The sequence below is a fragment of the Gordonia sp. SCSIO 19800 genome, assembly GCF_018132775.1.
In the GTDB taxonomy this organism is placed as follows: domain Bacteria; phylum Actinomycetota; class Actinomycetes; order Mycobacteriales; family Mycobacteriaceae; genus Gordonia; species Gordonia hongkongensis.
In genome coordinates, this window is record NZ_JAGRQM010000001.1 from 383,347 (window position 1) to 397,609 (window position 14,263).

13 protein-coding genes are annotated in these 14,263 nt (G+C 68.3%); 5 read left to right on the forward strand and 8 right to left on the reverse strand.

Annotation, left to right across the window (positions count from 1 at the left end; translation table 11 throughout):
• Nucleotides 1-37: 37 nt before the first annotated feature.
• On the forward strand, nt 38-1,375 hold the full coding sequence (locus tag KB201_RS01720) for a YibE/F family protein (RefSeq protein ID WP_078112113.1): 1,338 nt from the start codon (nt 38-40) through the stop codon (nt 1,373-1,375).
• A 15-nt stretch (nt 1,376-1,390) separates the two neighbouring features.
• Here KB201_RS01720 and KB201_RS01725 read toward each other — a convergent pair whose 3' ends face one another.
• From KB201_RS01725 to KB201_RS01735, 3 genes are all read right to left on the reverse strand, one after another.
• Nucleotides 1,391-2,236 (reverse strand): hypothetical protein, encoded by an 846-nt coding sequence (locus KB201_RS01725; protein WP_176455889.1) that lies wholly within the window; start codon nt 2,234-2,236, stop codon nt 1,391-1,393.
• 162 nt (nt 2,237-2,398) lie between these two features.
• Nucleotides 2,399-3,343: a hypothetical protein gene (locus KB201_RS01730; RefSeq protein WP_078112115.1), complete on the reverse strand. Its 945-nt coding sequence runs from the start codon at nt 3,341-3,343 to the stop codon at nt 2,399-2,401.
• The gene (locus KB201_RS01735; RefSeq protein WP_078112210.1) at nt 3,343-4,923 is read right to left on the reverse strand and encodes a serine/threonine-protein kinase; all 1,581 of its coding nucleotides are present in this window, start codon (nt 4,921-4,923) and stop codon (nt 3,343-3,345) included. Before KB201_RS01735 ends, KB201_RS01730 begins: the two co-directional genes overlap by 1 nt.
• A gap of 215 nt (nt 4,924-5,138) precedes the next feature.
• Here KB201_RS01735 and KB201_RS01740 point away from each other — a divergent pair, with 215 nt between their 5' ends.
• Nucleotides 5,139-6,350 carry a TerD family protein gene (locus KB201_RS01740; protein WP_078112116.1) on the forward strand — a complete coding sequence of 404 codons (1,212 nt, stop codon included), beginning with the start codon at nt 5,139-5,141 and terminating at the stop codon, nt 6,348-6,350.
• A 24-nt stretch (nt 6,351-6,374) separates the two neighbouring features.
• On the opposite strand, the gene KB201_RS01745 is transcribed toward KB201_RS01740, so the two are convergent.
• The 4 genes from KB201_RS01745 to KB201_RS01760 form a co-directional block, all read right to left on the reverse strand.
• Entirely contained in the window at nt 6,375-7,625 is a 1,251-nt protein-coding gene (locus tag KB201_RS01745; RefSeq protein WP_078112117.1) for an SfnB family sulfur acquisition oxidoreductase, read from the reverse strand.
• Nucleotides 7,622-8,749: a dimethylsulfone monooxygenase SfnG gene (gene sfnG, locus KB201_RS01750; RefSeq protein ID WP_058250796.1), complete on the reverse strand. Its 1,128-nt coding sequence runs from the start codon at nt 8,747-8,749 to the stop codon at nt 7,622-7,624. The genes KB201_RS01745 and sfnG overlap by 4 nt, the downstream gene beginning before the upstream one ends.
• Before the next feature lie 67 nt (nt 8,750-8,816).
• The gene (locus KB201_RS01755) at nt 8,817-9,995 is read right to left on the reverse strand and encodes an LLM class flavin-dependent oxidoreductase (RefSeq protein ID WP_078112211.1); all 1,179 of its coding nucleotides are present in this window, start codon (nt 9,993-9,995) and stop codon (nt 8,817-8,819) included.
• Nucleotides 9,996-10,194: 199 nt separating this feature from the next.
• Nucleotides 10,195-10,557, reverse strand: coding sequence for a rhodanese-like domain-containing protein (locus KB201_RS01760; protein ID WP_211538196.1), 363 nt, complete (start codon nt 10,555-10,557; stop codon nt 10,195-10,197).
• On the opposite strand from KB201_RS01760, the gene KB201_RS25145 reads away from it, so the two are divergent.
• Nucleotides 10,552-10,935 carry an Lrp/AsnC family transcriptional regulator gene (locus KB201_RS25145; RefSeq protein ID WP_307848011.1) on the forward strand — a complete coding sequence of 128 codons (384 nt, stop codon included), beginning with the start codon at nt 10,552-10,554 and terminating at the stop codon, nt 10,933-10,935. The genes KB201_RS01760 and KB201_RS25145 overlap by 6 nt on opposite strands.
• A 34-nt stretch (nt 10,936-10,969) precedes the next feature.
• On the opposite strand, the gene KB201_RS01770 is transcribed toward KB201_RS25145, so the two are convergent.
• Nucleotides 10,970-11,632 (reverse strand): TetR family transcriptional regulator, encoded by a 663-nt coding sequence (locus tag KB201_RS01770; RefSeq protein ID WP_065631999.1) that lies wholly within the window; start codon nt 11,630-11,632, stop codon nt 10,970-10,972.
• A 161-nt stretch (nt 11,633-11,793) separates the two neighbouring features.
• Between KB201_RS01770 and KB201_RS01775 the strand changes: the two genes are divergently transcribed.
• Entirely contained in the window at nt 11,794-12,909 is a 1,116-nt protein-coding gene (locus KB201_RS01775; RefSeq protein WP_078112119.1) for a ferredoxin reductase, read from the forward strand.
• A 127-nt stretch (nt 12,910-13,036) separates the two neighbouring features.
• Nucleotides 13,037-14,194 carry a fatty acid desaturase gene (locus tag KB201_RS01780; RefSeq protein ID WP_374193870.1) on the forward strand — a complete coding sequence of 386 codons (1,158 nt, stop codon included), beginning with the start codon at nt 13,037-13,039 and terminating at the stop codon, nt 14,192-14,194.
• Nucleotides 14,195-14,263: the final 69 nt, after the last annotated feature.

Genomic DNA, 14,263 nt, shown 5'->3' on the forward strand with positions numbered 1-14,263 from the left:
CATCGCGACCCGGGTGCGGTGCGCATAGGCTCACCGCGTGAGCCGCACACATCACGGGCACGGTCATGCGCACTCGCTGTCCGACATCAGCCACACGCTGTCGCCGATCGCCCGGTGGTTCGTCATCGGCACGCTCGCAGTGACCGCGGTCGCGGTCGCGGTCGGCATGGTCGTCCTGTGGCCGTCGGAGTCCGAACACCCGATCCCCACCCAGTTCCGGTCCGCCGACGGCGGGCCGATCACCACGGTCGACGGCGAGATCGTGGACCAGTTCCATGCGAATTGCCTCAACTCGGTGGCGGGATCAGTGCTCGAGACCGCCGACATACCGGTGAATCCGGTGCCGGGTGGGCCGTGCATCCTCAACGCGGGCCGGTTCACCTCCGGCGACGTGGCCGGCCAGTACACCGTCCTGGAGATCCCGACCAACCGGGCACAGGCCGGATCCGGGCCCGACACCGTGGCCCCCGCCGCCGGCACGCTCGACGACCCCCAGGCCGGCCAGCCGACGTTGAACGTCGGGGACGGCATCCGGCTCGCGACCGTTCCCGGCCCCGACGGCAGCAACCGGTACAGCTTCTTCGACTTCCAGCGCGGACCGGCGATCATCTTCTGGGCCGTGCTGTTCATCGCCGCGATCGTGCTGGTGGCGGCGTGGCGCGGGTTCCGCTCGATCATCGGGCTGGCGATCGCCTTCGGGATACTCACCGTGTTCACGCTGCCGGCCATCCTCGACGGGTCGTCCCCTGTTGCGGTGGCGGTCGTGTCGTCGGCGGTGATCCTGTTCGTGGTCCTCTACCTCGCGCACGGTGTCAGTCTCCGGACCAGTTCGGCTCTGCTCGGGACGCTGACCTCCCTCCTGCTCGCGGGATTCCTGAGCTGGCTCGCCATCCGGACCATGAATCTCACGGGGCTCTCGGGGGATCAGACCACCAATCTGCAGGTGTATCAGGGCAACATCTCGGTCAGCGGTCTCCTGCTCGCCGGGTTCATCATCGGCACCCTCGGTGTTCTGAACGATGTCACGATCACCCAGGCCTCGGCGGCCTTCGAGCTGGCCGCGGCCGGCGAACCGTCACGGCTCGCGACCTTCCGCGCCGCGATGCGCGTGGGCCGCGACCACATCGCGAGCACGGTGTACACCCTCGTCTTCGCCTACGCGGGCAGTGCGCTGCCGCTGATGCTGTTGTTCTCCGTGGCCCAGCAGCCGTTGGGCGGACTGCTCACCACCGACGTCGTCGCGGTGGAGTTGGCCCGCTCGTTCGTCGGCGGTATCGCGATCGCGCTGTCGGTTCCGCTCACGACGGCGATCGCCGCCGCGCTCACGACCCCGGCGGGCGCGGGACGTACACCGGCCGCGCACGCCGCGGCCTGAGGTCACGGCCCGCGATCAGCATCGACCTTTGGGGAGGTCGGCCAGGTTCTTTCCGAGCCAATTGCCGAGCCGGGTCAGCATCTTGGTCCCGTCGGTGAACGATCCACTCCGCGGGATCGCCGCCATCGACACCGCGACCTGGCCGCTGGTCGTGGTGATGATGCCCAGTTGCCGCACCAGGTGCGCCGACGACTTCGACGTCGCCGGACCCCAGCCACCCTTGACCGCGGTCACCGCTCCCTGACTGCGCCCCACCTTCGCGATACCCCACTGCTGATTCGGGGCGACGGCGCTCATCAGCCGGATGAGGTGTTCGCTGTCGGGCAGACACGGCAGGTGGGCGCCGAAGATCGCCTGGTCGCGCAGCGCCCAGGCGGTGTGACCGGGGTACGACGGGGGGTTGTCGACCTCGGAGGACACGTGCGTCCGGACGTCGTGGCCCTCACGGAGAACCGCACTGACAGCGTCGACGGACGCATGTCCGCCGCCGAGCACCCCCCACAATTCGCCGGCTGCATCGTTGTCGGAGAACGTGATCGCCTTGTCCTCCATCGCGGCGACCGCCGGACCGCGCTCGCGCTGCGCGGCGAGCGACACCGGAACCTTCATCGTCGACCATGCACGTCCCGATTTGAGCGACCCGAGGGAGATGACCTCGTCCCCGCCGACGGGCACGATCGCGATCCCGAGTTGGCCGGGCAAGGACTTGCGCATCGACTTCGTCAGTGCGGCATAGCTCTTCGTGAGCTTCTTGTCGAGTGGTTCCGGTGGCTTGAACCACGTGGCGAAGGGCTCCGGCAGCGGCGGCAGCACGGGGAGCGGTATCGCCGTCGCCGAGCCCGTGCCGATCACCATCGACATCGCCACCGCGCAGAACACCACGCCGATCCTGGTCACAACTTTCACATCTGTCTCCTGAGTCACTTCAGACACATGAGACTAGGACGGTTACGCACCAGGGACCAGGCTGTATACCCAATCGGAACCTTGCTGGGACCGGGGTCACACCGCTTCGAGGACCGGTCAGGCGGAACAGCGTCCGCGCGGAAGACGGGCGAGGTTGGTGTCGAGCCAGTTCGCCACCGAATTCAGCGCGGCGATACCCCCCGACATCGAGCCCCCGACCGCGCTCATCGCCACCGCCGCACGTTGGCCGTCGCGGAAGGTGAGGATTCCGATCTGACGGACGAGGTATCCCTCGGACACTCCTGGACCCCAACCACCCTTCACCGCGGTTGCGCGGGGCGCCGGCATGATCTCGATTCCCCACTGCTGATTGCCGCCCACCTGACCCATGAGGGCGACGACCTGTCGCGAACCCGAGATGCAGGGCAAGCCGGCGGTGAACGTCGCGGCCCCCGGCAGCGACCACACCGTCTGCCCGAACACGGTGAAACCGGCACGACGCTGCGTCGCCGGGACCACCGTCGTGGTGTCACCGCCGTCCCGCAGCACCGCGGTGACGGCGTTGGCTGCCGCCTGTCCGCCGCCCAGCGAGGACCAGAGGCTCTCCGCGGCGGCGTTGTCGGAGTCGACGATCGCGGCCCGCGCCGCCGGGCCCGGGCCGTTCGCCCGTTCTGCGGCGACGGCGAGCGGGACCTTGATCGTCGACCACGCCACCCGGGGTGTGGCATCGCCGAGGGTGAGCCCGGGGACGGCCGACCCACCGACCGGTGCGATCGCGATGCCGACCGTCAGTCCGGTCGACGCGGCAACCCTGCGGAAACTCGCCGCGAGGCCTCCATACGATGCGGAGGGGACGGCCGCCGACGACGTCGGGATGTCTGTAGCGCGTGCGGCGGGTGTTGACGCCGATGGGTCGGCGGTCACGGTGACGGTGACCGGCACAACGGGTTTCGGGTCGGATTCGGTCGAGCAACCGGCGAGGAGCGCGAGCGCGCCGAGCACGACGATGCAGCGGTTCCGCCGAGTCCGCTTAAGCCACAACGGCCGTCGGGTGGTGTCCATCAGTAGATGTGCACCACGGCGTCATTGCCTCCCCGGCACGCGACGATCCCGCCTTCGGGAACGCAGTTCATCGCATAGGCCTGCCCGGTGACCGGGCTGACCGCGACCACGACACGCGGCGACCGTGCCGCACCCGCTCCCACATACGCATCGCGCACCGCGAACGCGAACGGGCAGCTGGTCACCGATGTACCGATCCCGACCGTCGCATCGCACGGACTCGAACCGGGCGGCGGCGCAGCCGGGGCCGGCGGAACGTTCTGGACGGTCGGCGGGGGCGCCACCGTCTCGGTCACGGTCGGCGTCGTCGGCTCCTCGTCGGCCCGGGTCTCGGCGTCGTCACCCGAGCCGGCGATCAGGATGCCGCCGAGGACGGCGAGCCCGACGAGTGCCACTGCGATCAACCCGATCAGCACCGGTATCGCGACCGAGCGCCGCTGCGGCGGCGGATAGGCGGGCGGATACCCCGGCGGCCCGTACATCGGACCGGGTTGCGGTCCTGCGTAGTTGTGCGCCCCCGAGAAGTGCTGGGCCCCCGAGAACTGCTGCGGTCCCGAGAACTGCTGCGGCCCCGAGAACTGCGTGGTCCCGGCTCCGCCCTCGGGGCCCGTCGTGTGCCGCACCAGGGTCGGTTCGTACCCGGGGTCGGTGGGCGCGATGACCGTGTCCGGAGCGCGGACGACACCGGTGGGTGCTTCCGGAGGCGGTGGCGACGCCTTGACGAGATCCGGCCCCGGCCGGACCCCCTCCACTCCCCCGGCGAGCGCGCTTCGAGCCGCGCGTGCGAGCGCGACCGCGGAGTCATGGCGGGCCGCGGGATCGGCGGCGAGGGCTGTGCGGATCACCTCGTCCATCGCCGGCGGTACGTCTGCGTTGACCGCACTCGGCGACGGGGCCGGTGACAGTACGGCCGCCTTGATCGCCGCACTCACCGTCTTCGCCGGATGCGGCACCCGCCCGGTCAGGCACTCGAAAAGCACACAGGCCAGGGCGTAGATGTCGCTGGCCGCGCTGACCTGGGCGGCGTCGAACAACTCCGGGGCCATGTAGGCGATCGATCCCACGGCCGTCCCGGTCTGGGTGAGGTGGGTGTCCTCGGCGGCATGCGCGATGCCGAAGTCGACGAGATATGCGAAGTCGTTCGCCCCGACGAGAATGTTCTCCGGTTTGATGTCGCGGTGCACGAGTCCCTCGGCGTGTGCGGCGTCGAGCGCCGCGGCCACCTGTTCGATGATCGACACCGCGCGTTCGGGCGGGAGCCGCATCTCCTGCGTCAGGAGCGCGCGTAGATCTTCTCCGACGACCAGGCGCATGTCGATGAACAGCACGCCGTCGATCTCGCCCCAGTCGTGGATCGGGATGACGTGCGGTTCGCCGAGGCGGGCCGCGGCGTGCGATTCCCGGCGAAACCGCTCCTGGTACATCGGATCGTGTGCCAGCCCGAGGTTGAGCAGCTTCAGCGCGACGACCCGGTCCTTGGTCGTGTCGTATGCGCGGTAGACCTCGCCCATCCCACCGCGGCCCAGTAGTTCGTCGAGGCGGTACGGCCCGAACTGTGTGTTGACCCGACTCCCAGCCATACGCAGGAGCATATGTCGGCAATCGGACATCGTCTGTCGACCACTCGATTGCACCTTCGGAGTACGGGTGTCGCGTCGGGCCCCGAGCCCGCGCCGTTGCGTGACTACGCTGTGCCTGGTGACGCCGTCCACCCGGACGGCACGGACTCGGCCCGCTCGCTTCGCTCCCGGCGCCGATACGGATTCGGCCCGACTGAAATGAGGAACGCCCGGAGATGTCTGCCCTGACCAAAGGCCAGAACGGCCCGTTGCCGACCCCCGATGTCATCGTCTCGGTGGACCTCGCGACCGCCGCCGACCTGTCGGCCCTGCTGGTCACCGACCGGGGGGTGGTGCGTACCGACGACGACTTCGTCTTCTACAACCAGCCGACCGGGCCCGGCGTCCGGCTGGAACAGGCCGCCGGAGGTTCTGCGCGACTGCACATCTCGACCGCTCGAGTACCTGCCGACATCGACGCGGTGCGCGCGGTCATCACGCTCGACGACGCGTCGTCGACCTTCGGCCGTTTCGCGCCGCCGGTCGCTCACGTCACCGACGAAGCGGGCCGGCCGCTGTACGACTTCACCGTCACCGGCCTCACCAGCGAGTCGGTGGTCATCGCTCTCGAGGTGTACCGACGCAACAGCGAGTGGAAGGTACGTGCCGTCGGTCAGGGATACGCGGGCGGGTTCGCCGATCTGGTCCGCGACCACGGGGTGAGCGTCGACGACGAGCCGCAACCGACGCCCGCCCCGCCCGCGCCGATCAGCTACTCGCGGCCGTCGGCGCCCACTCCCCCGTCACCCGCGCCCCCGGCGGCGCCGCCCACCTCCGCGCCCCCGGCACCCGCGCAGCCCGCGGAAGTCAGTCTGCGCAAGGGCGCCCCGGTGAGCTTGGCGAAAGGCCAGAAGGTCACCCTCCGCAAGGAGGGTGGCGTGGCACTCACCGACATCCAGATGGGACTCGGGTGGGATCCGGTGCGCGGCGGATTCGGGCGCGGGGGCTCGATCGACCTCGACGCCTCGGTGCTCATGTTCTCGGGCGGGAAGTGCGTCGAGACCGTCTACTACGGTCACCTCAACAGCAAGAACCGTTCGATCCTGCACTCCGGCGACAACCTCACCGGTGAAGGCGAGGGCGACGACGAGGTCATCCGCGTTGCGCTGCAGTCGGTCCCACCCCAGATCGACGCGTTGATGTTCATCGTCACGTCGTACCGGGGCCACACGTTCGAGAAGATCGAGAACGCCTACTGCCGGCTCGTCGACGAGACGACCTCCGCCGAGCTGGCCCGTTACACCCTCAAGGGCGGGATGCCGTTCACCGCGGTCGCGATGGCGGTCATCTCCCGCGACGGCGGCGAGTGGAAACTGCGTGCGATCGGCGACGGTTTCAACGCGAAGACCCCGAAGAAGGCCGTGCCGCTCGTCGGCCGCTACCTCTGACGCCGACGCCGGACGCCCCCGCGGTCAGATCACGCCGTGCAGGGGCGGCTCCTCGCCGCGCAGAACCCAGCGCCCGATGTGCTGGTACTTCCATCGCACGGGGTCGTGCAGCGTGTGCGTCCGGGCGTCGCGCCAGAAGCGATCCAGCCCCCCACCACCGGCGGCACTGCGGGTCCCGCTCACCTCGAACAGAGCCGACGCCACCGAGGGGGCCACCCGGTCGGCCACCACCTTCGCCGTCGCGACTGCGATCGAGGCCTCCGCGACCAACTCGCGCGAGGACGATTCCGGGGTACCTCCCACTGCCCCGTCGACTCTTCGACCGGCCTCGGCGAGGGTCGCCTCGGCGGTCGCGACCTCGACCTCCAACTCGCCGAAGCGCTGCACCAACAGCGGATCATCCACTGCTCGTTCGACATTCGCCTCGAACCACGGTCGTGACTTCGTACGCACGAACTCCGACGCCGCGCGCAGCGCACCGCGGGCGATACCGACGTCGATCGCCGCATGGAGCAGCTGGGCGAAGGCGCCGTAACCGGTGGGCGCAGATGTTGCCGGTGCGCGCGCCACCAGATCCGCGAGACCCAGGCCGACCCCGCTGAACCGGACGGTCCCCGAGCCGGTCGTGCGCTGTCCCACCGCATCCCAGTCGTCGACGATCTCCACGCCGTCGGCATCGGCCGGGACGAAAGCCACGTACTCCCCGGGTGCGAGGTCGCCGACGGCGACGTCCAGCCGCGCGAGGACGGCGAGGGTGTCCGCGAACAACGAACCGGTGCAATAGAACTTCTCACCGTCGAGGACGAAACGCGTCGATGCTCGATCGGCCACCGGACTCAACCGTGTCGAGATGTCGGCGATGGTCTTGCCGCCCCGCTCGGACTGCGCGTTGGCCACCCGTCCACCCGCGAGGACGTCGGCGAAGATTCGCTCCTGCAACACTTCTCCCGCGGACAGGCGGACGAGATTGAGGTAGACGAAGTGGCTGTGCGGGATCTGCGCGATGCTCGCGTCCGCGGCGGCCAGGATGGACACCACCTCGGCGAGCGCACTGGGACGCAGGTCGAGACCGCCGAACCGAGCCGGGACGGTGAGTGCCAGCAGCCCCGACTGCGACAGACGGTCGATCTCGGCATGGGGCAACCGACGTTCGCGGTCGCGCTCGGCCGCCCCGACCGCGAATTCGGCGGCCAATTCGCGCGCGATCGACAGCGCCTCGGCCTCGGACCCGATCCGCACGGCGGACCGAACCCGCGCCTGGCTCACTGCGGTCACGCCACTCCCGCAGGCGTCGGGGCGGTGTCGCTCTGGGCGCCCTCGATCTCGCGCACCAGAGGCAGCACCTTCTCACCGAAGTACTCGATCTCCTCCTGGAAGTGCAGGAAGCCGCCGAGGATCAGGTCGACGCCCAGACGCTTGTAGGCGACGATGCGTTCGGCCACCTGCTCCGGGGTGCCGATCAGCTGGGTCCGGAAGCCGTCGTTGTACTGGACGAGGTCCTCGAACGACGAGTCGGCCCACATGCCCTTCTTGTCGCCTGTCGAGTTCCCGGCCTGCTGGACGGCGTCCCGGAAGCCCTCCACCGCAGGGCGATTCGCCTTCTCGACGATCTCGCGCAGAGTGTCGCGGGCCTCTTTCTCGGTGTCCCGCGCGATGATGAAGCCGTTGAGCCCGAATTTCACCTCGCGCTCGTGGGCACGTGCGACGGCGCGGAGGTCGTCGAGCTGCTCGGTCACGCCGTCGAAGTCCTTGCCGTTGGAGAAGTACCAGTCCGCGTAGCGTCCGCCGTTGTTGCGGGCGGCCGAGGAGTTCCCGCCCTGGAACAGCTCGGGGTTCGGACGCTCGACGGTGTTGAGCGGCTTGGGCTTCAGCGTGAAGTCGTGGATGCGGTAGAAGTCGCCGCGGTAATCGACCTCGTCCTCGGTCCAGATCTTGCGGATCACCTCGAGGAACTCTCCGCTGCGCCGGTACCGCTCGTCGTGCTCGAGCCACGGCTCGCCGAGGTGGGTGAACTCGTCCTTGAACCAGCCGCTGACGACGTTGATCGCGAAGCGACCCTTGGACAGATGGTCGGCGGTGGCGCCGAGCTTGGCCAGGACGGCCGGATGCCAGAGCCCCGGGTGCACCGCCGCGATCACCTTCAGCCGCTGCGTGGCGAGCAGGAGTGCGAGGCTGAAACTGGTGGATTCGTGCTGGTATTCGGCTCCGTAGCTCGCCTCGTACCGCACCTGCGACAGCGCGTACTCGAAACCGTTGTTCTCGGCGGTCTGCGCGAGTTTGACGTTGTAGTCGTAGTCCCAGCCGGTGCGTTGCTCGATGGTGCTGGTGACCAGGCCACCGCTGACGTTGGGCACCCAGTAGGCGAACTTGATCTGGTCCGCGATGGACTCGGTGGACATGGCTACCTCCGCGAGGTGTCGGTTACATGGCGAGAAGGGACGTGGTGAAGGTGAAAAGTGTTGTCGATCAGGATGATGCGGCCTGCAGACGCGGCAGGAACGCGGTGCGCACGGCCACGGACGGGCCGGCCGACGCCGGGTCGAGCAGTCCGAGCCGGGCGAGAGCGGGCCGGACCCCGTCGCCGAAGTGGTACGCCTCTTCGAGATGCGGATAGCCCGACAGGATGAAGTGGTCGAGTCCGAGCGCGGCGTACTCGGCGATGAGTGCGGCCACTTCGTCGTAGGAGCCGACCAGCGCCGTACCCGCACCACCACGGACGAGTCCGACCCCGGCCCACACGCCGGGGTGGATCTCCAGCGAGTGCGGATCGTTGTGGTCGGCGAAACCGGCTCCACGACCGTGGAGTTCGGACATACGTCGCTGACCCTCGGACTCCGAGCGCGCCAGATTCTGCTGGGCGGTCGCGACCTGCGCCGGATCGAGCGCACCGAGCAGACGGGCCGCCTCGGCCCAGGCCTGCTCCGACGTCTCGCGGGCGATCACGTGAAAACGGATGCCGTGCGAGAGTTCCCGGCCCTGCGCGGCCGCGAGGCCGTTGACCCACGCGATCTTCTCGGCCACCGCGTCCGGACGTTCGCCCCAGGTGAGGTAGGTGTCGGCGTGCTTGGCGGCGACGTCACCGGCGGCCGGCGACGATCCGCCGAAGAAGATCTCCGGCGTCGGATCGGGGCGGCGTCCGAGCTGCGCACCCTCGACGCGCAGGTACTTCCCCACCACGTCGACGGGTTCTTCCTCGGTCCAGAGCCGCCGGATGATCTCCAGGTACTCGTCGCAACGCTCGTACCGCGCGTTCTTCGCCAGGAAGTCGCCGAAGGCGCGCTGTTCACTCGACTCGCCGCCGGTGACGACGTTGACCAGAAGGCGGCCCTGCGAATGCCACTGGAACGTGGCGGCCATCTGGGCGGCCAGCGTCGGCGAGATGAGCCCGGGGCGGAACGCCACCAGGAATTTGAGGCTCTCGGTGGCGTCGATCAGAGCGGCGGTGGTCAGCCAGGCGTCCTCGCACCAGAGACCTGCCGGGGTCAGGACGGCTTCGAAGCCGTTGGCCTCGGCGGCGCCGGCGAGCTGTTTGAGGTACCGCAGATCGGCCGGCCGGTCCCCTGTCATCTGGCTGCCGTGGCCGCCCGCGATCAGATTGCGCGAGTCGCCGTAGGTGGGCAGGAACCAGTGGAAATGCAGAGACACCGCGAGGGCACCTTTCGGTCGGGTCGGCACGTGACGAGCACGACACCGCCTCGACTCCCGCCTCGGGGCGAGTGGGCCGGCGCGGTGCCTCGGCCCAGTGTCCGGCACCATCGCGTCGGCGGACCACAGTTGAAATCGCCCTGAGGGCAAATCGACAACCGCGGGGCCCGGCCGCTAGGCGTCGGCGGGTACGACTGTTTCAGCAGTCGCAGACCACCGAGTCCAGTGGCACGGTGAGCGGGTCTTTGGACCTGATGATCCGGCTGTGATCATTCTCGACGGGGTAGCCCTCGCGCGCCCAGTACTCGTAACCGCCGATCATCTCCTTGACCCGGTAACCCAGCTTGGCGAACTCCAGCGCGGCCCGCGTCGAACCATTGCATCCTGGCCCCCAGCAGTACGTCACAACCGGTGTGCTCGTTGCTATCTCGTCGACAGCGCGCGCGGCGATCTGTGACGTCGGCATGTGCACGGCTCCGACGATGCGCCCCTGCGCCCACGCCGCCTCACCTCGTGAGTCGATCAAGACGAAGTTCACACCGCGTTCCTGATCGGCGTGCACGTCGGACGCATCGGTCTCGAAGCCCGCCTCGAAGAATCCGGGGTGATCAGCGGCTACAGCGCCAGCGTCGACCCCGAGCGGCTCGGGTTCGCGATCCTGGCCTTCCTACGGCTGCGGTATCCCAGCAGCGGGTACGAGCCGTTGCACACCCTGCTCGCGGAGCTACCCGAAGTCATCGAGGCGCATCACGTCACCGGCGACGACTGTTTCATCATGAAGGTCGTCGCCACCGACATGAAGCACCTGGAACGGGTCAGCGGCATGGTCGGAACCCTCGGCAGCGTCACCACCAATGTGGTCTATTCCTCCCCGCTGCCACCTCGCCCGCTACTCCCGCCCGGCGGGTCGGGACTCACCGAGAGCGCCGACAAGGTGTAGGTCGGCAACTACCAGGGCGTCCGATCCCCGCAGCTCAGTCGGTCGACGGGCGCCACTGACCCATACCGAGGAAGACCATCACGAGTTGTCGCTCGGTGCGCTCGACGATCTCCTGCTCGGCGGAACGTCCGCGATACTCACCGTCGAGCAGATCGGCCACCGCGGTGAGCATGATGATGACGATCAGCTCCGCTGCCAGTTCGAGGTCGTCGGATTGCCAGCGTGCCAGATCCGGCATCCGGGCGAGATCGATCGCGAGTTCCTTGGAGAACAACCGGAGTTCGGTGTCGATCGCACGACGGATCTCGGCGATGCCGCCCCGCTGCTCGCGCACCAGGAACCGGAATTGCGACTCGTTCTCGCGGACGTGCCGCAGCAGGATGGCCAGCGAGTTCTGTGCGGTGGGCAGGGCGTCACGCGCCGCCAGGTCGCGTCGTCCCTCACGCAGCGCCCGTCGCAGGACGCGCATCGAGTCCTCGACGACGGTGACCCCGAGATCCTCCATCGATGCGAAGTGGCGATAGAAGGCGGTCGGCACGATCCCGGCGCCACGGGCGACCTCACGGAGGCTGATGCTGCCGAAACTGCGCTCGCCGACCAGTGACCGCGTGGTGTCCAGCAACGCCTGTCGCGTCTGGTTCTTGCGGTCCGCACGGGTCTGCGCATCGCGCCGGCTCGGCTCTCGCGTGCGTGTCACGCATCCGAGTCTATGCGTCGGGTCAGCCGACGCGGCGGAGAGGCACAGGCGGTGTCGTGACGGCAGTCACATCAGCGAACACTTGACGATCGACCATCGCGCTGTGTCACACTTGCCGGTGTACACATGTACACCGAAACAGACCGAACGGAGCCCAGCCCATGAGCATCCGCACACCCCAGGACCAGACCCGCGCCGACACCGGCGCCGAGCCCGGCCGGTGGAGCCGTCTGGTCGGTTCGATCGTGGAGGCAGCGCTGTCGCCGCATCCGGTCGACCGCTACCTCGAGTTGCTCGATCCGATGATCACCTGGCGCGATCTGCGCGGCGAGATCACCCGTGTCGAGCGTCCCACGGCGCGCACCGTCCGCCTCACCATTCGTCCGACCCGTCAGTGGCGAGGCCACGAGGCCGGCCAGTTCGTGCAGCTCAAGGTCGTCATCGACGGCGTTCGGCACACCCGCTGCTTCTCGCCGGCCAACGCCGCCGCGGGCCCGCACGGCGAGATCGAGCTGACCATCACCGCACACGACGACGGCTTCGTGTCCACCCACCTTCGTGAGCACGCCCGGGCCGGGGACGTCGTCGGGCTGTCCGCCGCCGACGGCGAGTTCGTGCTTCCCGACACCGACCCGACGTCGGCGGTCTTCGTCAGCGGCGGCAGCGGGATTACACCTGTACTCTCAATGGCGCGAACACTCGTCGCCCGACAGTACGCGGGACCGATCACGTTCGTGCACTATGCGCGCACCCCGGCCGACGTCGCCTACCGCGACGAGCTGCGTGAACTCGCGGACCGCCATCCCCGGTTCGACCTGCGCGTGTACCACACGCGCGACGACGGACACTTCAGCGCCGACCACCTCGAGGGAATCCCGGGGTTGTCCGACGCCGACGTGTTCGTCTGCGGCCCCGCCGCCCTCATGGACGAGGTCGCACTGGTCCATGCCGAACTCGCCATCAGCCAGCCGTTGCACAGCGAGGCCTTCGCGCCGGTCATCCCCGCCGTCGACCCCGACTCCGTCGAGGGCGAGGTCACGTTCTCCTCGTCGGGGACGTCGGCGACCAACGACGGCCGTCCGATCCTGGACCAGGCCGAAACGGCCGGGCTCACGCCCGAATCCGGGTGCCGGATGGGGATCTGCTTCTCCTGCGTCGCGACGAAGAAGTCGGGGTGCACCCGCAACGTCCTGACCGGCGAGATCGACGACGAGTCCGACACCCAGATCCAGCTGTGCATCAGCGCGCCGGTCGGCTCGGTCGACATCGACATCTGATGCCCGCGAACTGACCGCCCCAGATCCACCCTTCCCAGCCACATCTCCTCTCCGAGAAGGAGGCAATGCCATGACCATCGACATCAGCCGTGACGTCGAGACCACCATCGACGACAACCTGCCCGCGATGCATCGCGTCGGCGCCGACCAGAAGGTCGCGGACGATCCCAACACCGTCGTCATGTCCTACGAGCAGGTCGAGGCGCTCGGGCAAGACCTCGACGCCCTGCGGGCCCGGATCGTCGCCGACCTGGGCCAGAAGGACCGCGACTACCTCTACTCGGTGATCCGCGCCCAGCGCGGTTTCGAGATCGGCGGACGCGCACTCATGTACCTCGGGTTCTTCCCGCCCGCGTGGATCGCCGCGGTAGGCGCCCTCTCGGTGTCGAAGATCCTCGACAACATGGAGATCGGCCACAACGTCATGCACGGTCAGTACGACTGGATGCGCGAGGACACCTACAACTCCCGCGAGTTCGAGTGGGACACCGTCTGTCCGGCCGATCAGTGGAAGCACAGCCACAACTACCTGCACCACACCTTCACCAACATACTGGGTGAGGACCGCGACATCGGTTACGGCATCCTGCGAATGGACCGCGATCAGAAGTGGAACCCCTACTACCTGGGCAACCTCGGCTACGCGACCGCACTCATGCTGCTCTTCGAGTGGGGCGTCATGCTGCACGACCTCGAAGCCGAGAACGTCATCGCCGGCAAGCGCAAGTGGAGTGACATCAAGGGCCTGGTGAAAGGCATGTGGCGCAAGGCCGGTCGTCAGGTCCTCAAGGACTACGTCGTCTTCCCCGCGCTCACGGGCCCGCTCTTCGTCCCGACCCTCATCGGTAACGCGACCGCCAACCTGGTGCGCAACGTGTGGACCTACTCGATCATCTTCTGCGGCCACTTCCCCAGCGGTGCACAGACATTCACGTCCGAGGAATGCCAGAACGAGACGCGGGGCCAGTGGTACCTGCGGCAGATGCTGGGTTCGGCCAACATCACCGGCAGCCCGTTGTTCCATGTGATGAGCGGCAACCTCTCGCACCAGATCGAGCACCACCTCTTCCCCGACATCCCGGCCAGTCGCTACCCCGAGATGTCCGCGGAGGTCCGGGAGATCTGCGAACGCTACGGACTGCCGTACAACACCGGCTCGCTGAGCCACCAGCTCGCGTCGACCTGGAAGAAGATCGCGAAGCTGTCGTTGCCCAACTGGATGACGCGCGACGACAACGATCTGACCGTCATCGTCGAGCGCGAGAAGCCCGCCTCGGTCGCCTGACGCCGGTTTGATCGGTGTGCCTCGGGGGTAGGCTCTGGGCACACCGATCAGGCTCCAGCCGCAATCAAC

Excerpts from the sequence above, each read along its gene's own strand:
- KB201_RS01730 (WP_078112115.1), bottom strand. The coding sequence starts at position 3,343 with ATGGACACCACCCGACGGCCGTTGTGGCTTAAGCGGACTCGGCGGAAC.
- KB201_RS01775 (WP_078112119.1), top strand. The coding sequence starts at position 11,794 with ATGAGCATCCGCACACCCCAGGACCAGACCCGCGCCGACACCGGCGCC.
- KB201_RS01780 (WP_374193870.1), top strand. The coding sequence starts at position 13,037 with ATGCATCGCGTCGGCGCCGACCAGAAGGTCGCGGACGATCCCAACACC.
- KB201_RS01740 (WP_078112116.1), top strand. The coding sequence starts at position 5,139 with ATGTCTGCCCTGACCAAAGGCCAGAACGGCCCGTTGCCGACCCCCGAT.
- KB201_RS01725 (WP_176455889.1), bottom strand. The coding sequence starts at position 2,236 with ATGTCGATGGTGATCGGCACGGGCTCGGCGACGGCGATACCGCTCCCC.
- KB201_RS01735 (WP_078112210.1), bottom strand. The coding sequence starts at position 4,923 with ATGGCTGGGAGTCGGGTCAACACACAGTTCGGGCCGTACCGCCTCGAC.
- sfnG (WP_058250796.1), bottom strand. The coding sequence starts at position 8,749 with ATGTCCACCGAGTCCATCGCGGACCAGATCAAGTTCGCCTACTGGGTG.